This window comes from Brevundimonas sp. (genome assembly GCF_032055285.1).
Classification (GTDB): Bacteria; Pseudomonadota; Alphaproteobacteria; order Caulobacterales; family Caulobacteraceae; genus Brevundimonas.
The window spans coordinates 1-21240 of sequence record NZ_DAMBRE010000009.1; the positions used below are offsets into that span (position 1 = coordinate 1).

Consider the following 21240-nt stretch of genomic DNA (forward strand, 5'->3'; position numbering starts at 1 on the left):
GCCGATAGCTCGGCCTACCAGCAGGTCGGCACGAGGAATCCTGTCGGGTGCGCCACTTCTCCAAAACACGTTGAAAACGCTACGGATTTACCGTCCGCAGAACCGTTTTTGGACGTTTGCTACACGACCCTGCTACACAATTTACTCGACGATCAGGGCGTAACGTCTTCTGATCATTCAGGAAAACGGGCCGAGGATTGCGCGACGGAAACGGCTCCCACAGTCATGATTTGTTTGGAACCCGCTGTTATCAGAGCGGGTCTGAATGGGAGCGATTATGAAGCTAATGGCTTGTGCCGTGGCGGCAATGTCGATGCTGGCGAGCGTGGCTCACGCTGGCGATTGGCGAATAGTCACCATCAATAACACGGGTGCCTTTGGGGTCGACTTTGGCTCGGTTCGAACAGAGGCAAAGGGTCTATCTGCTTGGGTTCTGGCAGTGAACCCAACGCCTGACAACAAAGGGGTCGGCTACTCGCTGATTCGAACGCTTTTTGACTGCCAGAGAGACGAAAGCGCTTTCACCACAATCGTAGAATACGCCGAAGATGGGACGAGTCTTGGGTCCGTTAGTGGGCGGGTTGAGTGGACACCTCTCGTCCCCGACAGTGTTGGCTATGCCAATATGCGTGCTGCTTGTTTCAACGAGGCCTACGGCGACAAGGGCTGGGACAATCCGGCAGCATTTGTTGCGGCCTATCGCGCGGTTCAAGACTGACCGCCGGAGGCGATGCGGGGCGAGCGCCGTCACGATCCGTCATAGAGGTGGCAGAGGTCGAGGCCCGAATAGTGAACTCGGTCGATTGCCTCCTTCAGCGTGGCGATTCGGTAGCCGCTGCCATACGCATCCGAAACCGAGGAGGCCCCACTCGCCGTCGTCCACCCGCCGAGCGTAAGGGCGATGTCCCTGTCTATCCGAGACTCACGCAGGGCGTCGCGGAAACCATGACGAAAGCTGTGAAAGCAGGTCTTCGGGGAGTCGGCCCCAGCCTTCGCGACGAAGCGGCGAAACCACGCGGAGAAGGTCGTCGAGCGATAACCGGTGGCACCCATCCCGACTTCCGCAAACAGCTTGGTCTCGCCATCTCGTTTCCGCTGTCGAACGAAGTCCATGAAGCCGAGATCGATCAGCGTGGCATGAATCGGGACGACGCGCTCGCTGGATGCTGTCTTGAGCCGCTTGTCGGTCGCGCTCTCACCTGACCGTTCGGTGATGGCGAAGCAGTCAACGTCCTCGATGCGCCGAATGTCCGCCACATCAAGTTGGCACGCCTCGTTCAGACGAAGCCCGGCGAACATCGACACCAGTGGAATCCAGAAGCGTGCGTTCCGTGGACGAGCAGGGCCGCGCACAGCGTAGCCATGCTCATCGTCGCGACAGCCGGTGTAGAGAGGTGCCGCGAAGATCGCCCGTAGCTGATCGGTCGAGAATGGTAGCCGCTTGTCACGACGGGCGGTCGGATCGGGCACACGCAATCCTTGGGCAGGATTTCGGTCAAGCATCTCCTCCTTCACGGCCCAGTTCAGCACACCGCCCAGCTTATTCAGGTAGGTGTTTATGTTGGCGGGGTTGATCAGGTCTGTGCGCTGCTCAGCCTTCGCTCTTTCCGCGATCTCGACGGGGCCGAGCTTGGGAAACAGCTTCGAGGCATTGCGGGGTTGCCAGCGGAGCACTTCAATCATCTCGCGGCACTGGGTCCGTGTGATGCTGCGGATCGGAGCGTCCTTCCCGAGGATCGCCATCACGATCCGCTTGGTCGTCTGGTAGGCCATCCGGGTGGTGGGCGACCAATCCCGCGTCGGATCGTTCATGTAGGCGTCGTAGAGATCGCCGAAGGTGATGCCCGGCAGCGGCTCCGCTTCCGCGACGGGTTCAGCAATTGGCGCCCGTTTGGAAAATCCATCCAGCACGATCTGATCGACGATATGGCCGACCCTCGAACGGGCCACCTCGAACTCATGCTCGACCTCTGCCGCGACTCGCAAAGCACGACGCTTGGCTACCGTGGGGCTGTCCGTCCCCAAGGATTTCCAGACCTCCTTCTTGCCGACAATCCCTCGCAGAGCGTCGGGAACTCGACGCCGGTAATAGATGCGACCGCCACTCCGTTCGACCAAATGCGTTCGAACATTGTGTAGCAGCTTTGTGTAGCAATCCTCGGCCCGTTTTCCTGAATGATCAGAAGACGTTACGCCCTGATCGTCGAGTAAATTGTGTAGCAGGGTCGTGTAGCAAACGTCCAAAAACGGTTCTGCGGACGGTAAATCCGTAGCGTTTTCAACGTGTTTTGGAGAAGTGGCGCACCCGACAGGATTCGAACCTGTGACCTCTGCCTTCGGAGGGCAGCACTCTATCCAGCTGAGCTACGGGTGCGGAAGGCGGTCCGGTTAGCAGCCTTTGAAGGGGCGGGCAAAGACATTTGTGTGTCGGGCCGCAAAACCCGGCGCCCAGAAAACCTCGCTGCCGGGCTGCTGGCGCCAAGCGGCAACTCTCTGTTTCCGGGTCCGGGCTGGATCGAAGCGCCGCGGGACGGCAGACTTCATGGCCTCAAACCAGCCCAAGGCCGCAGACGATGACCGATCATGATCACAAGCTCGACGTCATCGCCGCCTATGTGGACGGGTTTGACCGCGCCGATGCAGAAGCTCTCGCCGATCTCTACGCCGAGGAGGCAACCGTCGAAGATCCTGTGGGCGCGGCCCGCATCATGGGCCGCGACGCCATCCGTGGTTTCTACCGCACCGCTGTCGCCCGGGGCATCAAGCTCGAAATGTCCGGCTCCCCGCGCACGTCGGGAGACAGCGTCGCCTTTCCCTTCCACGTCCATCGCCAAAGCGGCGGGCGCGACGAAATCATCGAGGTGATCGACGTCTTCCGCCTCGACGCCGAGGGCCGGATCGTCGAGATGCGCGCCTATTGGGGGCCACAGAACATCAAGCCCCGGCCCTGACCTTTCCAGCATCGCCCGGTCTTGGCGGCGCGCTCGCGAACGCCTAGCGTCCCCGCCGAAGAGAGGGAGCTTCCATGCGTATCGTCTCCATCGCCGTTCTCACGGCCGCGACCGCCCTGCTGACCGCCTGCGCCTCGACGCCGCCGGCGGCGACGGACAGTCTCGACGCCGTGGCCCGCGACTATGTCGCCCTGACGCTGGAGATCGGCGAGCGCGAGCCGGGCTATGTCGACGCCTATTACGGCCCGGCCGAATGGGCCGAGGCGGCCAAGGCCCATCCGCGCGCCCTGCCCCAGTTGGCCGAGGGGGCGCGCGACCTGACCCAGCGGCTGAATGCGATTCCGACCAGAGGGCTGGACGCCCAGAGTCTGCAACGCCGCGCCTATCTGTCGGCCCATGTCTCGGCGGCTTCGTCGCGTCTGCGGATGCTGGGCGGCGAGAAGATGGGCTTCGCCGACGAGGCCGAGGCCCTGTTCGGGGTGCGGCCGGAACTGCGCCCTCTGTCCAGCTATGATCCGGTGCTGGCGCGCATCGACGCCCTGGTCCCCGGCGAAGGCCCCCTGGCCGACCGGGTCGCGGCCTTCCGCGCCCGCTACGTCATTCCCAAGGATCGGCTGGAGCCGGTGATGCGGGCCGCCATCAACGAATGCAAGGCGCGCACCGAGCGGCACATGACCCTGCCCGCCAACGAAACCTTCACCCTGGAGTTCGTCAACAACAAGCCCTGGTCGGGCTACAACTGGTACAAGGGGAACGCCTTCAGCCTGATCCAGGTCAACACCGACCTGCCCATCTTCATCGACCGCGCCGTCGATCTGGGCTGCCACGAGGGCTATCCCGGCCACCACGTCTACAACGCCCTGCTGGAACAGACCTTCGTCAAGCAGAAGGGCTGGGTCGAGATGAGCGTCTATCCCCTGTTCAGCCCCATGTCCTTCATCGCCGAGGGCAGCGCCAACTACGGCATCGATCTGGCCTTCCCCGGCCATGAGCGCACCGATTTCGAGAAGCGCGTCCTCTATCCGCTGGCCGGTCTGGACCCGGCGACGGCCGAGGCCCAGACGCAGCTTCTGGCCCTGACGCGCGAGCTGGGCCGGGCGGAATACACCGTGGCCGACGCCTATCTGGCCGGGCGCATCGATCGCGAGACGGCGCTGGACCAGCTGCAGAAATACAATCTGGTGGCGCGCGACCGCGCGACGCAGCGGCTGAACTTCATCGAGACCTACCGCAGCTACATCATCAACTATGGTCTGGGCCGCGACATGGTTCAGACCTGGGTCGAGGGTCAGGGGCCGGATCATTGGGCCACGACCGAGCGGCTGCTGGCCAGCCAGACGCTTCCGGTCGATCTGGACTAGGGACGCGAGGCAACCCCCTTCGGCCGACCGCGTTTACCGCCAAGGTTCAACGCACGAAGGGGGATATCCCATGCGCATCCGTATCCTGACGATCGCCGCCGCCTCAGTTCTGGCGCTCGGCGCCGCCGCCTGCACCCAGGCCGAGCAGAACAAGGCCGAGGCCAATGCCGAAGCCGCCGGCGACAAGGCCGCCGACGTCGCCGCCCAGACCGGCGAAGTGGTCGAGTCCGGCGCCATGAAGGCGGCTCAGGCCGTCGAGGAAGGCGCCGGCAAGGTCGCCGACAAGCTGGAAGACAATCAGGCCCAGGCCGCCGCCGAAGGCCGCCCCGGCGCCGTCGACCCGGCCACGGACACGCGGGTCCCCGCCAAGAACTGATGGGGCAGCGGCCCTTCTCCCGCCAGAGAAGGGCCGACCATCAGGTCAGCTTGTTCGCCTTCCGCAGGCCGGGGAAGACCCTGGCCCAGATGCCGGTGGCGGCCAGGGCGCCGACGCCGCCGAACACCGCCGCCCCGACCGGGCCGAGCAGGCGCACCATGACCCCGGAATAGGCCTCGCCCAGTTCATTGGAGGCGCCGATGAACAGCATGGACACCGACGACACCCGCCCGCGCATGTGATCCGGCGTGGCCAGCTGGATCAGGGTCTGGCGGATATTGACGCTGATCATGTCCGCCCCGCCGCCGACGAAGAGGGCCAGGGCGCTGAGCCAGACCCAGTGCGACAGGCCGAAGGTCAGGGTGGACAGGCCGAACACGGCCACGGCCGCGAACATCCAGCGCCCGCCATGTTTCACGATGGGGAAGCGGCTCAGATAGAGCGCGACCAGCAAAGCCCCCACCCCGAACGAAGCGCGCAACAGGCCGAAGCCCTGCGGCCCTACATGCAGGATGTCGCGCGCAAAGATCGGCGTCAGCAGGGCCACCCCCGCCAGCAGCACCACCACCAGGTCCAGCGAGATGGCGCCCAGGACGATCTTGGTCTTCCAGACATAGGACAGACCTTCCTTGACCAGTTCCAGCGGCCCGACGCCCGTCTCGACGAACTGCGGTTTGCCCCTGGTGCGGATCAGCAGGAAGCAGCCGATGGCGACAAGGAACAGCGCCATGGCCGAGGCGTAGGCCCAGGGCACCGCAAACCCGACGATGACGCCGCCGAGCGCCGGGCCGGCGATGGCCCCCGTCTGGAAGGCGATGGACTGGGCCGCGATGGCCGGCGGCAGGGCCCAGCGCCCCACCACCATGGGCAGGAAGGCCTGACTGGCCGGGGCGAGGAAGGCGCGCGCCGCGCCGAAGACGGCGGCCACCGCCAACAACCCCCACAGCGGCGGCGAACCGTGCAGGGCCATGGCGAGGAAGGCGAGCGCGCACAGGCTCTCGACCACGATGGACAGGGTCACGGTGTGCTTGCGATCGCGCCGGTCGGCCATGGCCCCGGCGGGCAGGGTGAAGGCCAGCAGCGGCAGGAACTGACACAGGCCCACCAGCCCCAGATAGAGGCTGGCCTCGGCGATCGGATGGTCGCGCCGGGCGATCTCATAGACCTGCCACAGCAGGGCCGAAGACTGGATCTGGATGCCCAGGACCGCCGCCACGCGCCCGACCCACAACAGGCGGAAATCGCGAATGGCCCACGGGCTGGACGGCCCACCGTCGTGTGAACCGGGCGGCGTCGGCGGCTGGGGCGGAACGGTCGGGGCGGTGTCGATACTGTCTGTGGTCACGTTCTTCGGGGCGTCTTCGGAAAGGGGGTTCCGTCGCGATGGAAGTAGCGGTCGGCGCCCTTGGGCAGGATCATGTCGATGTCGGGATAGTCGCAGGCGTCTGCAGCAGGGCGGCGCGAGCCGACCTCCAGCAGCACCGCCTCGCGGTCGCTGCGGTTCTCGATCTTGTGGCCGTCAGCGACGCTCGCCCTGAAGCCGGCGCAGTCGCCAGCGGTCAGGATGGTCTCGCCGTCCTCCTCGACCAGGACCACCTCGCCCTCGACCACCCAGACGAACTCGTCTTCCGCCGAATGCCAGTGCCGCTGGCTGGACCAGGCCCCGGCGGGCAGGCGCAGCAGATTGACCCCGAACTGGTCCAGACCGACCGCGTCGCCCAGCCGCCAGCGCCGCCGCGACTTGCACGGCGCGGCGAATTCCTCGGGGTATCCGGTCCCGTGGCCAGTCGGCGCAGTTTCAATGTCGATCTTCGGCACGGTTTCAGGCCTTCTCGCGGATGCGGGATATGCCTAAAGCATTAGTCCCATGAGCGCCGCATCACATTCCGTCATTGATCCTGTCGAACTGACCCGCGACCTGATCCGCATTCCCTCCGTCACCCCCGCCGACGAAGGGGCGATGGACGTGCTGGAGCGCACCCTGACCAGCCTGGGCTTCACCTGCCGCCGCATGGTGTTCGAGGGCCCGACCGGCGTGGGTCACGACGCCCGCATCGAGAACCTCTACGCCCGACGCGGGACGGCCTCGCCCAACCTCTGCTTCGCCGGCCACACCGACGTGGTGCCGACGGGCGACCTGACCGCCTGGACCGCTGCCCCGTTCGAGGGCGAGACGCGCGACGGCATCCTCTACGGACGTGGCGCCGTGGACATGAAGGGCGGCATCGCCGCCTGGGTCGCCGCCGTCTCGCGCATTCTGGCCGAAGGCGACATCCCCGGTTCCCTCTCCTTCCTGATCACCGGCGATGAGGAAGGCCCGGCCCTGCACGGCACCAAGCGCGTGGTCGAGGCCCTGGCCGCCGAGGGCGAGGTCATCGACGCCTGCGTGGTCGGCGAGCCCTCCTCGGCCCACCACCTCGGCGATATGATCAAGGTCGGGCGGCGCGGCTCGCTCAACACCTGGATCACCGTCCATGGCAAGCAGGGCCACGTCGCCTATCCCGACCGCGCCGCCAATCCGGCCCCGGTCATCGCTAAACTCCTGGCCCGCCTCGACGCCCACGTTCTGGATGAGGGATACCCGGAGTTCCCGCCGTCGAACCTCGAGATCACCACCATCGACGTGGGCAATCCGGCCACCAACATCATCCCGGCCGAGGCGAAGGCGCGCCTGAACATCCGCTTCAACCCGACCCATACCGGCGACGGGCTGATCGACTGGCTGAACCGCGAGGCGGGCGCCGTTCAGGCCGAAACCGGCCTGCGCATCGAGCTGGAGCACATGTGCTCAGGCGAGGCCTTCCTGACCGAGCCGGGCGTCTTCGTCACGGCGGTGCAGGACGCGGTCGAGGCGACCCTGGGCCGCCGCCCCGAGGCCTCGACCACTGGCGGCACCTCGGACGCCCGCTTCATCCGCGCCCTGTGCCCGGTGCTGGAGCTGGGCCTGGTCGGCCAGACCATGCACCAGGTCGACGAGCGCGTGCCCGAGGCTGAGCTGCGCGCCCTGACCGACGCCTATCAGGCGGTCATCACGACCGTGTTCGAGCGGCTGGAGACATAATTCGACGGGCCATGTCACAGTCAGGCGGCCTGTCTCGTCATGAGTGCGACGCGCAATCAGGCGCGCAGGAGAGACGACATGACCCCGCGTATCGCCAGCCCCTTCAAGGCCGCCCCCGACGCCTATCAGGCCATGATGAAGCTGGAGCAGACCATCGGCGCCTGCGGCCTGGAACACAGCCTGCTGGAACTGCTGAAGACCCGCGTCTCGCAGATCAACGGCTGCGCCTTCTGCCTGCACATGCATACCGCTGACGCCCGCAAGGCCGGCGAGAGCGAGGTGCGGCTGCACCTGCTGGCCGCCTGGCGCGAGTCCTCGCTCTATACCCCGCGCGAGCGCGCCGCCCTGACCTGGGCCGAGACCCTGACCCGCATCGAACAGACCCAGGCGCCCGACGCCGACTATGAAGCCCTTAAGGCCGAATTCAGCGAGGCCGACCAGGTCAATCTGACCTTCGCCATCGGGGCGATCAATGTGTGGAACCGGCTGGCGGTCGGCTTCCGTCTGGCCCACCCGGCGGAACCGACGCGTGTCGCGGCCTGACCTCGCCACCGACGTCTTCGAGGCGCACCGGCCCCGGCTCGCGCGCCTCGCCTACCGCATGCTGGGCTCCCTGGCCGAGGCCGAGGACGTGGTGCAGGACACCTGGCTCCGCTGGAGCCGGGTCGATCCGGCCGAGATTCGCGAACCCGCCGCCTGGCTGACGCGGACCACGACGCGCCTGGCGCTGGACCTGCTGAAATCGGCCCGCGCCCGACGCGAGACCTATGTCGGCTCCTGGCTGCCCGAGCCCCTGATCACCGGCCCGGAGGCGGACGCCGAGGCCTTCGCCGACGACCTGACCCTGTCGCTGATGACGGCGATGGAGCGTCTGTCGCCGCTGGAGCGCGCGGCCTTCCTGCTGCACGACGTCTTCGATGTCGGCTTTGACGAGGTGGCGGCGACCCTTGAACGCGACCCCGTTTCCGTCCGGCAGCTGGCCAGCCGCGCACGTCGCCATATCCAGGCCGCCCGCCCCCGCTACGCCGTCGAACGCGAGGAAGGTGAACGCCTCGCCCGCGCGTTCTTCGAGGCCTCGCGAACAGGCGACCTCACCGCCTTGAGCGTGCTTGTGGCCGAAGGCGTGACGCTGAAGTCCGACGGCGGCGGCAAGGTCATCGCCTTCTACAACGCGATCCACGGCGCCCCGAAACTGCTACGCCTGTGCGCGGGGCTGCATCGCAAATACGGATCGCACGCCCACGAGTTCATACGCCCCGTCTGGATCGACGGCCTGCCCGGCTACATCAGCCGCGAGAGGGGCGGGATCCTGCAGACGACGGCCCTGGCCATCGAGGACGGGCGCATCGTCGACATCTTCATCACCCGCAATCCGGACAAGCTGGCGCGCATCGCCGCCCTGCTGGACCTGCCCGGCCGCGAGACGGCGAACTAGGCCTCGCCCGCCGCCTCCAGACGCGCGATACGGCGGTCCATGTCCGCGACCTGGTCCTTGAGGCGCTGCTTTTCCGAGACCATGTCGACGGGCGTGCCGTCCTCATAGGTCAGTTGCGCGCCCTTCTCGATCAGGTCGAGGCGATAGAGGGCGGTGACGCGGGTCGCCTTGAAGCGCTCCAGTTCGCTGTCCTTGTCGAGGGCCATCAGACGGCCGCCACGACGATGATCTCGACCAGGTATTCGGGCGAGGCCAGCTTGCCTTCGCTGGTGGCGCGGGCGGGCGGGTTGGCCTTGTCTACCCAGGCGTCCCATACGGCGTTCATGGCGTCGAAGTCGGCGATGTCGGCCAGCCAGATGGTGGCCATCAGGATCCTGGACTTGTCGGTGCCGGCCTGGGCCAGCAGGGCGTCGATCTCGGCCAGGGTCGTCCTGGTCTGGGCCGTGATGTCGTCGCCCGGCTCGCCGACCTGACCGGCCAGATAGACGGTGTTGCCGTGGATGACGGCTTCGCTCATGCGGGCGCCGGGCTGGATGCGGGTGATCATGGGGAGGACTCCTGAAATCGAGCCCCCGGCTTAGCCCAGCATCATCTCCATCACCAGCAGGGCGGCGCCGAAGACCGCCGCGAAGGAAATGCAGAAGAAGATCGCCTCGCGCAGGCGACTGCGTGTGGGGCGGGCCGGTGCGGCGGACGGCAGGTTGATCGGCAAGCGTGGCATCGGCGAACCCTCGTCAGGAACAGAGAGGATGCGCCCCCATGCTTACCCCTTGATAAACAGAAACAATCAGTTTTCAGAACGTTCCAGAAAGCGCAGAGCGCTGAAGACATGAGCCTTCACGCCCAGCGGCAGAACCTTCTCGTTCACGTCGAACTGCGGCGAATGATTGGGCGCTGCGGTCGCCGGATCGACGCCGTCGGGACTGCCGCCCAGGTGATAGAAGACGCCAGGCACCACGCGCTGGAAATAGCTGAAGTCCTCGGCCACCGTGGTCGGGGGCGTGGCCGGATTGACCTGGCCGGCCCCCGCCGCCTCTTCCAGCACCGGCGCCAGCCAGGCCGACAGGGCCGGGTCGTTGAACACCAGGGCGGCGTTCTGCCTGACCGCGAAATCGGCGGTGGCGCCATAGGCCTCGGCCACATTGTCGATAGCGGCCTCGGCGCGCGCCACCAGGGCGTCGCGCTGGGCCACGTCAAAGGTGCGCAAGGTGCCGCTGAGGCGCGCCTCGTCGGGAATGATGTTGTAGCGCACCCCTGCATCCATCGTGGCGATGGTGAAGACGGTCGGCGTGGTCGTCGGGTCGATGGTGCGCGCCGTCAGGGTGTTGACGGTCTGGACCACATTGGCGGCGGCGGCGATCACGTCGACCCCCTTCCACGGCCAGGCCCCGTGCGTCTGCTTGCCGTGCAGGACGATATCCACCCGATCCGAGGCCGCCATGAAGCCCTGCGGCCGATAGAAGATGGTGCCCGGAACGCCCGGCACGACATGCAGGCCGAAAATGGCCTCGGGCGCCGGGTCCTTCAACGCCCCCTCCTGGATCATCAGGGCCGCCCCGCCCAGGGGCTCGCCCGGAGGCGCGCCTTCCTCGGCCGGCTGGAAGATGAAGACGACGGTGCCGCTGATCTGGTCCTTCATCCCGGCCAGCACCTCTGCGGCCCCCATCAGCATGGCGACGTGGGCGTCATGGCCGCAGGCGTGGGCCACCGGCACCGTCTCGCCCATATAGGTTCCGGTCGCGGTCGAGGCGAAGGCCAGGCCGGTCGCCTCCTTGACCGGCAGGGCGTCCATGTCGGCGCGCAGGGCCACCGTGCGACCGGGCCTTGCGCCCCGCAGCACGCCGACCACTCCGGTCTTGCCCACGCCCGTGCGCACCTCCAGCCCCAGGGCGCGCAGGTGATCGGCGACCACGCCCGCCGTGCGCGTCTCGGCGAAGCCCAGTTCAGGATTCTGATGCAGGTCACGCCGCCAGGCCACGACCTCCGGCATGACCCGGTCCACGGCCGCATTGACGTTGGCGGCAAGGACCTGGGCGGCGGCGGCGTTCGCTCCCGACAGGGCCACAGCGGCGACGGCGGCGCCAATCAGGCGACGGCGAATGGTCATGACGAACTCCCCTTTGTGAAGTTCATGTTGCACAAGCGAACGCCGCTTGTGCAAGTCGCCGCGAACGCCGATCTTCAAACCCATGAGCAAGACGCCCAAACCCTTCAAGGTGTCGAAGACCCGCTGGAACGAGGTGGTTCTGGTGTGCCGCAAATGCTCCAAGAAACTGGACGGCGGTTTCGGCCCCGATGGCGACAAGACCCTAAGGAAGGCGCTGCGCCGCTATCTGCATGCGGGCAAGGGCCGAAAGGCGGATCTCGCCATCGTCGGCGCCGACTGTTTCGACGTCTGCCCCAAGAATGCGGTGGTGGCGGTCAATGCTCGCCGCCCTGAAGAACTGCTGATCGTGCCCGCCGGCGCCGACCTGTTCGAGGTCAAGGCGCGGCTGGGCCTGGACGACGGTCGCCGGCTCAAGCCGCCTGCGCCAAGCCCGGCTCCGATCGAGACGACTTCCTAAAGTCGAAAAGCCGTGTCAGAGGCAGAGCATGGACACGACCCGTATAGAGAAGCGTATCGGCGTGAATGCGCCGTCGGACCGCATCTGGGAGATCCTGTCGGATCTCGAGAACTGGCACGCCTGGAACCCCTATGAGACCGGGGTGACGGGAGCGCTGGCCTTTGGCGCGGGCATCAGCCTTACCGAAGCCCTGCCCGGCATGGCCGAGCGTCAGGTCCAGGCCCGCCTGGGCGACTGGCAGCCCTATTCGCAACTGGTCTGGGCCGAGCGGCGCGGCTTCATGTTCAACGCCATCCGCTACTACGAGATCGAGGAGCTGGAGCGCGGCGCCTGCATCGTCTCCAACGGCGTCATCTTCTCGGGTCTGCGCGGCGAGCTTTTCCATGACAAACACCGCAAGAGCATCCGCAGCGCCTATGAAGACATCGCCGAGGCCCTGAGGCGCGCCGCCGAAGGCTAGATGCGAAGGCGGCTCAGCCGCCCTTCATCATGTCCTGGATATTGATGATCGCCGGTCCCAGGATCACCACGAACAGCACCGGCAGGAAGAAGACGATCATCGGCACGGTCAGTTGAGCGGGCAAGGCCGCGGCCTTCTTCTCGGCGGCCGCCAGACGCAGTTCGCGATTCTCCTTGGCCATCACCCGCAGAGCATTGCCCAGAGGCGTGCCATAGGTCTCGGCCTGGGTCATGGCCGTGGCGACCGCCCGGACCCCCGGATGATTGGTCCGCTTGGCCATCCCCTCATAGGCCATTCTGCGGTCGGGCAGATAGGACAGTTCGGCGGACAAGAGGCTCAGTTCCTCAGCCAGTTCGATCGACTGGCTTCCCACTTCCTGACTGACCTTCTGGATCGCAGCCTCGATCGACATGCCGGACTCGACGCAGATCAGCAGGAGGTCCAGCGAGTCGGGGAAGGCCGCGACGATCGACTGCTTCCTCTTGGCGATGACGTTCTGAACATAGAGATTGGGCGCGTAGAATCCCGCCGCCGCCGCAAACACCAGGGCGCACAGCTTCAAGGTCAGATTGAACCCGAAATCGTTGATCAGGAACAAGTAGACCGCCGCCAGCACCATGAAGATGAAGGGCGTGGCGAAACGGAAGAAATAGAAGGTGGTCAGAGGCCGCGGGCCGCGGAACCCCGCCTGGACCATGTACTCGGCGACCTTGGGGTCCTCCAGCAGTTGGGTCAGGTTCAGCCGTTCGACGACGCGCTTCTTGAAGCCCTCGTCCGAGTGGCGCAGCGTCGCCGTATTCGCAGGACCACCCTTGATCGCCTGACGTGAGCGGCGCTTCAATTCCTCACGACGCTCGCCCACGGCCTTCATGCGCTTGTCGAGACGCTGACCGCCCGTGAGAGAACCAAGAAGGGTCAGGACGCTGGCGAAGACGGCGATTCCCACGCCGATGCTCAGCAGATTCTGCGGGTCGGTGATGAAGCGCATGAAGCCGTTCACGACGCCCTCCTCAGAACTTGAACGAGATCATGCGCTTCATCATGAAGACGCCGCAGCTCATCCAGACGGCCGCCCCCAGCAGCATCACCTGACCACGCATGTCGGTGAACAGCAGCATCATGTAGGCGGGACTGGCCAGCATCACGAGGATCATGACCACCGGGGGCAGAGAACCGATGATGCCGGCCGAGGCTATGGCTTCGGACGACATGGCCTTGATCTTCTCCCCCATCATCCGCCGTGCGCGCAGGACAGTCGTGAGGTTGCCCAGGGCTTCGGCCAGGTTGCCGCCGCTCTTCTGCTGAATAGCGATCACGATGGCGAAGAACTTCAGTTCAGGCACCGGCATGCGCTCGAACATCTTGTCCAGAGCCTCGGCCAGAGTCATCCCGACGCCCAGGCCCTCGACCAGTTGCTGAAATTCACCCGCCAGAGGCTGGGGGCTTTCGCGGGCGATGATCTTGAAGCAGTCGTGGACAGGCAGCCCCGTCTTGATGCCGCGCACCAAGATGTCGACGGAATCAGGGAAGGCGAGCGAGAACTTCTTCATCCGCTTCTTGCCCTTCATGCTCACGATCCATCGCGGCAGGCCCAGGCCCATGGCGACGCCTATGCCCAGAGACACGATCGGATTGAGATGGAGCAGGAAGGCCATCAGGGCGCAGACCAGGCCCAGGGCGACGCTGATGATGACAAAGGTGCGCACGCTGATCGCCAGATCCGCCTGCTTCAGCTTGGCGCCCATGGTCATGCGCGCCTTGCGGTTGCGGCGGTCGACCTCTTGCAACTGTTGCATGATCTGCTTACGCCGCGCTTCGGGCGTATTGACCGCGGCGGCGCGTTTGCCGACAGCCTCTGGCCGGGCCGCGCCGATCGCCTTGGCGCGCTTGACGGCCTGGCCCGAGCCGTCGTCGCCGCCGCCTACTAGGACCCAGCCCAGTCCGCCGATGGTGATGAAGGCCAGGAAGGCCGCGAGAATGGGAAGCATCAGGCCCTACTCCGCCGCATCCAGGGCTTCGGCCAGTTCGCGCTCCAGACCGTAGTAGCGGGCACGATCCCAGAAACGGGGCCGCGCGATGCCGGTCGAACGATGGCGGCCGGTGATCTTGCCGTGGGCGTCCTCGCCGGTAATCTCGTAGACGAACAGATCCTGGGTCACGATGACATCGCCTTCCAGGCCCACCACCTCGGTGATGTGGGTGATGCGGCGCGAGCCGTCGCGCAGACGCGCGGCTTGGACGATGACGTCGACCGAGCCGACGATCATCTCGCGGATGGTCTTGGACGGCAGGCCATAGCCGCCCATGGTGATCATGGACTCCATCCGGCTGATGGCCTCACGCGGGGAGTTGGCGTGCAGCGTCCCCATCGAGCCGTCGTGGCCAGTGTTCATGGCCTGCAACAGGTCGAAGGCCTCGGGTCCGCGCACCTCGCCGACGATGATGCGTTCGGGACGCATCCGCAGACAGTTCTTGACCAGGTCGCGCATGGTGATCTGGCCCTGACCCTCCAGGTTGGGCGGACGGGTTTCCAGGCGCACCACGTGGGGCTGCTGCAGTTGCAGTTCGGCGGCGTCCTCGCAGGTGATGACGCGCTCGGTCGGGTCGATGAAGGCCGTCAGGGTGTTCAGCAGAGTGGTCTTGCCCGAGCCGGTGCCGCCCGAGATGACCAGATTGCATCGCGCCGCGCCGATGACGCCCAGGACGCGCGCGCCCTCGGGACTGATGGAGGCGTACTCCACCAGGTTCTTCATCGTCAGCTTGTCTTTCTTGAACTTCCGGATCGTCAGCGTCGGGCCGTCGATGGCCAGAGGCGGGGCGATGACGTTGACCCGCGAGCCATCGGGCAGGCGCGCGTCGCAGATCGGGCTGCTCTCATCGACGCGGCGGCCGACCTGCGACACGATGCGCTGGCAGATGTTCATCAGCTGGGTGTTGTCGCGGAAGCGGACATTGGTCAGCTGCACCTTGCCGCCGACTTCGATGAAGACCCGGCCTGCGCCGTTGACCATGATGTCAGCGATGTCGTCGCGGCTCAGCAGCGGCTCCAGCGGGCCGTAGCCGAGGACGTCGTTGACGATGTCCTGGACCAGGTGCTCCTGCTCGGCCACCGACATGGAGACGTTCTTGATCGCCACCAGTTCGGCGACGATGTCACGGATTTCCTCGGACGCCGCCTTCTGGTCCAGCTGGGCCAGTTGCGACAGGTCGATGGTGTTCATCAAAGCGTTGAAGATGGTCGTCTTCGTGGCGTGATAATAGTCGGACTGCTCGCGAACGATCTCGGCGACCGCCTGGGCCTTCTTCAGTTGCTCCAGCCCTGCCGTGGCGCGCGGCCCCTTGACCGGACCGCCCGGCGCGGGCGCGGCGGCCTCGGGCCGAGGGCGCCCCGCCAGGGCGTCCAGTCGATCGGCGGCGTCCGAAGGCGCCCGCGCCGGCGCTTCCAATTCTTCCTGGGAAAAGGCGTCAACCGGTTGAAGAACACGCGGCTCCGCAGCCGGCTGTGGAGGCGGTGCGGGCGCGGGTCGCGATGCGACCGCCACGCCAGGCTGAGCGGTGCGCTTGCCGAACATGGCCTCAGCGCTTCTTGCTGAACAGGGAGGCCAGGATCGACCCCCCCTTCTTGTTGGCGGGCGACGCAGCCGGGCGCCCCTTGGCGGGCGTGCTGGGCAGTTCGCGGCGGGACACGATCTGGGCCAGGGTCTCGAAGGCCTCAGCGGATTTCGACTTGGCGCCGGCGTCAGCGATCATCTGGCCGTTGTTGGCGGCCGCACCAAAGACCTTGGCGTCGAAGGGAATGATCAGACTGGGGTGGACGCCCAGGGCCGCGCCGAAGTCCTTGGCCGGAATTTCGGGACGACCGGGCACGCCGACCTGGTTCAGCACCAGTCGCGGCGGGGCGTCGTTGGGACGACCCTGCTTGATCAGGTCGATCATGTTCTTGGCATTGCGCAAGCTGGCCAGATCCGGCGTCGCCACGATCACCACCTCGTCGGCCGAGATCAGGGTCTTGCGCATCCAGCCCGACCAGAGGTGCGGCAGGTCCAGGACCACGAAAGGCGCGGTCGAGCGGATCCGCGTGGTCACCTCCTCGAAGGCGTCCGGCTGGATGTCCCAGTCGGCGTCCAGGGTGGCGGGCGCGGCGAACAGACTCAGCTTGTCCGTGCAGCGCACCATCATCCGGTCCAGCAATGTGGCGTCCAGCCGGTCCGGCTGGCTCAAGGCGTCGGCGACGCCGCCCAGCGGGTCCTGGTTGAAGTCCAGGCCGGCGGTGCCGAACGGCAGGTCATAGTCGACGATGACCGTGTTGACGCCGATCCGCTCGCTCATGGCATAGGCGGTGTTGTGGGCCACGGCCGAGGCCCCGGCCCCGCCGCGCGCCCCGACAAAGGCGATGGAGCGGCCGACGAAGGGCTGAGCCGGATCGGCGAACAGGCCCCCGATGGCCGAAATCAGCTGCAGCGGCTGAACCGGCGCGACCAGATATTCGCTGACGCCGCGCCGCATCAGTTCGCGGAACAGCAGGATGTCGTTGGCGGCGCCGATGATGACGACCTTGGTCCCCGCGTCGCAGACCTCGGCCAGTTGATCGATCTCCCAGAGCAGGGTCTGGGCGTCCTTCATGCTTTCGACGACGATCAGCGGCGGGGTCGGCTCGGACTGATAGGCCTCGATGGCTGCAGCCACGCCGCCGACGCGGATTTGGGTCGTGGCCCGCGACATGCGGCGATCCTGTCCAGCGCGCTCGGCAGACGCCAGGGTGTCCTGACGCTCGGCGAAGACGTGGACGGCGATGCGCGGGATCGACACCTCGACCGAGGCGCTTGAAGCGATCGGCAAACTGGCCGGCTCATAGGCCACGGGCGCGGGGTGCGCCGAGCCTCTCGTGGCGGTCTCCGTGGAAACGGACGCGGCGGACGAAACAACGACGGCGGCCGCGGCCTCGGTTTCAGCCACCAGACGCCCGACCGGATTGTAGGACGTCTCTTCATGCGGCGACGCCTGAGCCGTCATTGGCTCGGGTGGGACCAGGAAAGGAGCAGCTTCAGGGACCTGCGTCGCAACGGCGTCGATGAAGTCGTCGTCAGTCTCGAACGCGTCCAGGGCGTCGAAGTCCCGTGCAGCGAAGGGTTTGGTCATATCCATCAGTCCACAGCGTCGGAGGTGCGCGTGCCTATGATCAGCGCTTCGCGTTCTGCGGAAGTGACCTCACCCTTGGCGTAACGGTCGAAGACCACCGCGCGGCGCTGAGCGTCGGCAGGAGTCATGGCGCGCGGCGAGACGATGTCTCGCGGATTGGCGATCTGGGCGGCGAGGTTGGCCGTGACCGCGCAGCCGAAATTGGCCGAGGACTGGTTGTCGCCCGTCCGGCTCAAATTGCCCCATTGGGTTCCGCATTGCGGCACAGCGGCGCGAAGCGTCTCGAAACCGACCAGTATGGGGGCGCGTGGGTCCGGACCGACATAGCTGACGATGCGGATCAGATGGTCCGGGGCGCCGGCCGCCACCAGGCCCGCCTTGACGTTCCAGGCCGCCTGCCCGGCCACTGGGTCGCCGCCCGCCGGCGCCTCGACCACCAGGGCCGGCGCGCCTTCAATGGCGAAACGAGCGACCAGATCGGCCAGGGCCGCTTGCTGACCGCCAGACAGACCGTTTTCATGGACGGCCAGGGCGATGCGATCCAGACCGGGCTCGACCTGGAGGCTGTAGCGCGAAGCCGGCGTCAGGGGCGGTTCGCCGTCCAGGCTGGCGGGGCCGCCGACGCAACCGGCCAGCAGCAGGCCGCCAAACGTCAGGACGGAGGAAAGGGTGAGGATGGATTTGATGTTGCGGGTCATCGCGCTCACTCGATCACATAGCCGACCGGGCCCTGCCACCCGGCGCCCGTCTGGGCGGACGGCGCTGGCGAGCCATAGGCCTGATTCAGTTGGCCGAAGAAGATGGTCTGGGCGTCATGAGCGATGCGCAGGCCGTCGGCCGGCGTCTGCATCCGTCCCGGCGACGTCGGGCTGACGATATAGGCCTCAACGATGACGACCAGTTCGGTTTCGCCCATCAGATAGTCCCGAGAGCGGAACAACTGACCCAAGACCGGCAGATTGGTCACGCCCGGCAGGGAGTCGATGTTCTGGCGGGTCGATTCCTCAAGCAGGCCGGCGATCATCATCGAGCCGCCCGAGGGCAGTTCGATCGTATTTTCGCTGCGGCGCACCGACAGGCCCGGCAAGCCGATTGAGGACGCCGTTCCCGCGCCGATGGTCAGCCCGCCCTGCGACGTCAGTTCGGAGACCTCGACCTTGACCTGCAGGGAGATGCGCCCGCTGCTCAGAACCACCGGACGGAACGACAGACCTACGCCGTAGGGCTTGTACTCAACGGAAATCTGGCCTTCGCGGTCACGACCGATCGGCACGGGGAACTCGCCGCCGGCCAGGAAGCTGGCCGCCTCGCCATTGACCGATGTCAGGTTCGGCTCGGCCAGGGTGCGCACCAGACCGACGCGCTCGAAGGCCTTGATCGTGGCGTTGCCCTTGTTCAAACCATCCGAGCCAGGGCCGGTGCCGGGCTGGGCGGTGTCCCAGTTCGAAGGATCGCCGGGAGCGCCCCCGTGAACTGTGTGGGGGCATAGGGCGTCGGCCGGCCAGCCGGCGCCGCACGGCGCCTGCATCTGGAAATTCTTGGTCGTGTCGCGCGACACGCCGCCTGTGATCCCGCCCAGCAACTCGCCGTTGACGCCCCAGGTGGCCGCATTGCCGAGCAGCCACTGAGTGTCGCCCACGCGGCCGATGACCGCCTGGGTGTCGAAGCCCAACTGCTTGACGGCGCTGCGCTGCACCTCGACCACGCGCACCTTCAGCGTCACCTGGTCCGAGCCGGCCACGCTGATCATGTTGACCACCTTCTCAGGGGTCGAGACGAAGGCGCGGGCGACCTGAGCGGCGCGCTGGGCCTCGGCTGGGCTGGCGGCGGTTCCCGTCAGGATGATACTGTCATTGACCGCTTCGGCGTGGAGGTTTGAGCCGGGCGCGACGCGGCTGAGCGTATCTTGAAGGGCGCTCGTCCCAGCGTCGACACGCACGCGCAGGGCCAGGATGGTGCGGCCGGCGGCGTCGAGGAAGACGGCGTCCGTTTCGCCCGCCGCCACCCCGATCACCGTGATGCGGCGCGGCGAGTGCAGCATGGCCTCGGCCACCTGCGGGTTGGAGACGATCACGTCGCGCGCATCCGCGGGCAGATCGACGGCGAAGGACGTCCCTCGCGGCAGATTGACCAACTGCGGAGCCGTGCCGGTCGAGACGGCGGCGCGGGTCTGGGCCAGGGGCGCCGAGGCCGCTCCGCCCAGGGCGATCAAGGAGGCGCAGGCCGCCGCGATCAAACGATTCATGCCCGGTTTCCTCATGGGACGGCGACAGCCTCGGCCTGGCCTTCGCGATAGACACGCACGACGCCGCTCGAACCGCCTGAGTTGGAGCGCGCCGTGGCGGCGGCGGTACGGCCTGACGGGCCGGCGGTGTCGGCATAGGAGCGCAGCACCAGCGACAGCTCGCCCTCGGACTTGGCCAGAGCCAGGACCTCGGCGTCACGACCGCTGACTTCCAGGGTGGCGGTGGCCCCGACCACGGCCTGCTCGTTCTCGGCGGCGCGTGTGTTCTGGTCGATGGCCAGAACCTTGACGTTCTGCATCACGGTGGCGGAGACAAACTTGGTCCCGGCTTCACCTGCAGCCCCGTTCAGTACGTTCGCCAGCTTGACCTCGCGAGTCAGCAGCACGTCGGCGCGGTCGCCCGGCAGGATGAAGCCGCCCGCGGCGGTTTCGACGGTGACCCGGATCGCCATGGCCCTCATGCCCGGCTCCAGGTAGGCGGCCATATAGCCGCTGTCGCCGGCGCGCACGATCTTGCGGGCGACAATGGGCTCCCCGGCCAGGATGGGTTCGCGCACCACGGCGCCGATGAAGTCGGCCTTGGCGCCGCCGGTGGCCAGTTCGGTCGCCGCGCGGGTGACGCGCTCCGCCGCGCCCTCGACCTTGGCGTCGGTCTTGGCTTCAGGCTTGGCGTCCGCCGCTTCCTTGGCCGCCGAGGCGGGCACGGGCACGCTGCCGTCGGTCATGAAGACGGGATTGACCTCGGCAACCGGCCAATCCTTCCACGCCAGGTCGGAATCGGTCAGACGCGCGCCCGGCTCCAGGTCCTTGGCGGCGACCAGAACCCTGGCCATGGGCGGGGCCTGGACGGCGGCGGTGGCGACGGCGGTCGGCTCGCCGGACGAGCCCATGGCCCGAACCACGAGGGCCAGGCCGATGGCCGATACGGCGGCGATACAGATGACGGCGATCTTGGCGGGCTTCATCGACGGTCTCCGGCAGGCGCGGCGACGTGGATTCAGTTCTTCGCCCTCTGCCGTTAACGACAATGAGGCTCGCCGGTTAACGCGCTCCTAAGCGCCATATAAGGGCTCAGGCGGCGGAGAAGGCCTGTAGCAGCGGGCTATACGGATAGGCCAGCAGGGCGCCGACGGCGATCGCCACGCCATAGGGGATGTCGCCCTTCGGCTGCATCAGACGCGTCACCCAGGTCGGACCGTTCATGGCGAAGACCTGAAGACGGGCGCGCGCCGCCAACAGCACCATGCAAAAGCCGCCGCCGATCAGCGCCGTGTAGAGAAGAAAAGGGGCCACGCCCTCCAGCCCGAACCACAGGCTGGCCGCCGCCAGCAGCTTGGCGTCGCCGCCGCCCACCCAACGCAGGGCGAACAAGGCCATGCCGGCCAGAAGCGCAGCGAAGCCGACGCCGAACCCGATCCCTATGTCCGTCCACGACAGGCCCGACGCCGCCGCAGCCGGCACGAAGCCAAGGACCAGCAGGCCCGAGATCCAGTTCGGGATCTTCATGGTCGTCAGATCGTGCAGACCGGCGATGATCACCAGCACCGGCAGGATGCTCAGAAGGACAAGCGACAGTTCAGTCATGCCGCCACCCTGAGGCGACAATCTTTAAGGCCGGGTTTCCACCCGCCGACGGGGAAATTGGAAA

The 21240-nt window shown here is 66.7% G+C and carries 24 protein-coding genes and 1 tRNA gene; 9 read left to right on the top strand and 16 right to left on the bottom strand.

Annotated elements, in window-relative coordinates; all coding sequences use genetic code 11:
• Positions 1-265 precede the first annotated feature (265 nt).
• Positions 266-718 (top strand): surface-adhesin E family protein, encoded by a 453-nt coding sequence (locus RTY13_RS15710; RefSeq protein WP_312784844.1) that lies wholly within the window; start codon positions 266-268, stop codon positions 716-718.
• A gap of 29 nt (positions 719-747) precedes the next feature.
• On the opposite strand, the gene RTY13_RS15715 is transcribed toward RTY13_RS15710, so the two are convergent.
• Together RTY13_RS15715 and RTY13_RS15720 are read right to left on the bottom strand one after the other, a co-directional pair.
• A complete protein-coding gene (locus RTY13_RS15715; protein WP_312784846.1) occupies positions 748-2244 on the bottom strand; it encodes a site-specific integrase in 1497 nt (498 codons plus the stop codon).
• 53 nt (positions 2245-2297) lie between these two features.
• A tRNA-Arg gene (locus RTY13_RS15720) sits at positions 2298-2374 on the bottom strand.
• A 199-nt stretch (positions 2375-2573) separates the two neighbouring features.
• On the opposite strand from RTY13_RS15720, the gene RTY13_RS15725 reads away from it, so the two are divergent.
• The 3 genes from RTY13_RS15725 to RTY13_RS15735 all read left to right on the top strand — a co-directional run bounded on the left by RTY13_RS15725 (position 2574) and on the right by RTY13_RS15735 (position 4688).
• Entirely contained in the window at positions 2574-2951 is a 378-nt protein-coding gene (locus RTY13_RS15725) for a nuclear transport factor 2 family protein (RefSeq protein ID WP_312784848.1), read from the top strand.
• 74 nt (positions 2952-3025) lie between these two features.
• The gene (locus RTY13_RS15730) at positions 3026-4312 is read left to right on the top strand and encodes a hypothetical protein (RefSeq protein ID WP_312784850.1); all 1287 of its coding nucleotides are present in this window, start codon (positions 3026-3028) and stop codon (positions 4310-4312) included.
• 70 nt (positions 4313-4382) lie between these two features.
• Positions 4383-4688: a hypothetical protein gene (locus RTY13_RS15735; RefSeq protein WP_312784852.1), complete on the top strand. Its 306-nt coding sequence runs from the start codon at positions 4383-4385 to the stop codon at positions 4686-4688.
• A gap of 40 nt (positions 4689-4728) precedes the next feature.
• Here the strand turns inward: RTY13_RS15735 and RTY13_RS15740 are convergent, their stop codons facing one another.
• Together RTY13_RS15740 and RTY13_RS15745 are read right to left on the bottom strand one after the other, a co-directional pair.
• Positions 4729-6033 (bottom strand): MFS transporter, encoded by a 1305-nt coding sequence (locus RTY13_RS15740; protein WP_312784854.1) that lies wholly within the window; start codon positions 6031-6033, stop codon positions 4729-4731.
• A complete protein-coding gene (locus RTY13_RS15745; RefSeq protein ID WP_312784856.1) occupies positions 6030-6506 on the bottom strand; it encodes a cupin domain-containing protein in 477 nt (158 codons plus the stop codon). Before RTY13_RS15745 ends, RTY13_RS15740 begins: the two co-directional genes overlap by 4 nt.
• Positions 6507-6555: 49 nt before the next feature.
• Here RTY13_RS15745 and dapE point away from each other — a divergent pair, with 49 nt between their 5' ends.
• The 3 genes from dapE to RTY13_RS15760 all read left to right on the top strand — a co-directional run bounded on the left by dapE (position 6556) and on the right by RTY13_RS15760 (position 9184).
• Complete coding sequence (gene dapE / locus RTY13_RS15750; protein ID WP_312784858.1) at positions 6556-7749, top strand: succinyl-diaminopimelate desuccinylase; 1194 nt, start codon at positions 6556-6558, stop codon at positions 7747-7749.
• A 78-nt stretch (positions 7750-7827) separates the two neighbouring features.
• Complete coding sequence (locus tag RTY13_RS15755; protein WP_312784860.1) at positions 7828-8292, top strand: carboxymuconolactone decarboxylase family protein; 465 nt, start codon at positions 7828-7830, stop codon at positions 8290-8292.
• Positions 8279-9184, top strand: a complete 906-nt coding sequence (locus RTY13_RS15760) for a sigma-70 family RNA polymerase sigma factor (protein ID WP_312784862.1) — start codon at positions 8279-8281, stop codon at positions 9182-9184. Before RTY13_RS15755 ends, RTY13_RS15760 begins: the two co-directional genes overlap by 14 nt.
• Here RTY13_RS15760 and RTY13_RS15765 read toward each other — a convergent pair.
• The 4 genes from RTY13_RS15765 to RTY13_RS15780 all read right to left on the bottom strand — a co-directional run bounded on the left by RTY13_RS15765 (position 9181) and on the right by RTY13_RS15780 (position 11291).
• Positions 9181-9390: a hypothetical protein gene (locus RTY13_RS15765; protein WP_312784864.1), complete on the bottom strand. Its 210-nt coding sequence runs from the start codon at positions 9388-9390 to the stop codon at positions 9181-9183. The genes RTY13_RS15760 and RTY13_RS15765 overlap by 4 nt on opposite strands.
• Positions 9390-9731, bottom strand: coding sequence for a RidA family protein (locus RTY13_RS15770; protein WP_312784866.1), 342 nt, complete (start codon positions 9729-9731; stop codon positions 9390-9392). The genes RTY13_RS15765 and RTY13_RS15770 overlap by 1 nt, the downstream gene beginning before the upstream one ends.
• A 30-nt stretch (positions 9732-9761) precedes the next feature.
• Positions 9762-9905, bottom strand: coding sequence for a hypothetical protein (locus RTY13_RS15775; protein ID WP_312784868.1), 144 nt, complete (start codon positions 9903-9905; stop codon positions 9762-9764).
• 66 nt (positions 9906-9971) lie between these two features.
• Positions 9972-11291, bottom strand: a complete 1320-nt coding sequence (locus RTY13_RS15780; RefSeq protein ID WP_312784870.1) for an amidohydrolase — start codon at positions 11289-11291, stop codon at positions 9972-9974.
• 82 nt (positions 11292-11373) lie between these two features.
• Between RTY13_RS15780 and RTY13_RS15785 the strand changes: the two genes are divergently transcribed.
• Both RTY13_RS15785 and RTY13_RS15790 read left to right on the top strand, forming a co-directional pair.
• Positions 11374-11748, top strand: a complete 375-nt coding sequence (locus RTY13_RS15785) for a hypothetical protein (protein ID WP_312784872.1) — start codon at positions 11374-11376, stop codon at positions 11746-11748.
• A gap of 28 nt (positions 11749-11776) precedes the next feature.
• Positions 11777-12208: an SRPBCC domain-containing protein gene (locus tag RTY13_RS15790; protein WP_312784873.1), complete on the top strand. Its 432-nt coding sequence runs from the start codon at positions 11777-11779 to the stop codon at positions 12206-12208.
• Positions 12209-12221: 13 nt separating this feature from the next.
• Here the strand turns inward: RTY13_RS15790 and RTY13_RS15795 are convergent, their stop codons facing one another.
• From RTY13_RS15795 to RTY13_RS15830, 8 genes are all read right to left on the bottom strand, one after another.
• On the bottom strand, positions 12222-13196 hold the full coding sequence (locus tag RTY13_RS15795) for a type II secretion system F family protein (RefSeq protein ID WP_409450325.1): 975 nt from the start codon (positions 13194-13196) through the stop codon (positions 12222-12224).
• 22 nt (positions 13197-13218) lie between these two features.
• The gene (locus RTY13_RS15800; RefSeq protein ID WP_312784875.1) at positions 13219-14196 is read right to left on the bottom strand and encodes a type II secretion system F family protein; all 978 of its coding nucleotides are present in this window, start codon (positions 14194-14196) and stop codon (positions 13219-13221) included.
• 6 nt (positions 14197-14202) lie between these two features.
• On the bottom strand, positions 14203-15780 hold the full coding sequence (locus RTY13_RS15805; RefSeq protein ID WP_312784876.1) for a CpaF family protein: 1578 nt from the start codon (positions 15778-15780) through the stop codon (positions 14203-14205).
• Between the two features lie 4 nt (positions 15781-15784).
• Positions 15785-17347, bottom strand: a complete 1563-nt coding sequence (locus tag RTY13_RS15810; protein WP_312784878.1) for a pilus assembly protein CpaE — start codon at positions 17345-17347, stop codon at positions 15785-15787.
• 5 nt (positions 17348-17352) lie between these two features.
• Positions 17353-18045, bottom strand: coding sequence for a CpaD family pilus assembly protein (locus RTY13_RS15815; protein WP_312784880.1), 693 nt, complete (start codon positions 18043-18045; stop codon positions 17353-17355).
• A gap of 5 nt (positions 18046-18050) precedes the next feature.
• Complete coding sequence (locus tag RTY13_RS15820; RefSeq protein WP_409450324.1) at positions 18051-19592, bottom strand: type II and III secretion system protein family protein; 1542 nt, start codon at positions 19590-19592, stop codon at positions 18051-18053.
• An 11-nt stretch (positions 19593-19603) separates the two neighbouring features.
• Positions 19604-20557, bottom strand: coding sequence for a Flp pilus assembly protein CpaB (gene cpaB / locus RTY13_RS15825; protein ID WP_312784884.1), 954 nt, complete (start codon positions 20555-20557; stop codon positions 19604-19606).
• A gap of 106 nt (positions 20558-20663) precedes the next feature.
• Positions 20664-21176: a prepilin peptidase gene (locus RTY13_RS15830; protein WP_312784885.1), complete on the bottom strand. Its 513-nt coding sequence runs from the start codon at positions 21174-21176 to the stop codon at positions 20664-20666.
• Positions 21177-21240: the final 64 nt, after the last annotated feature.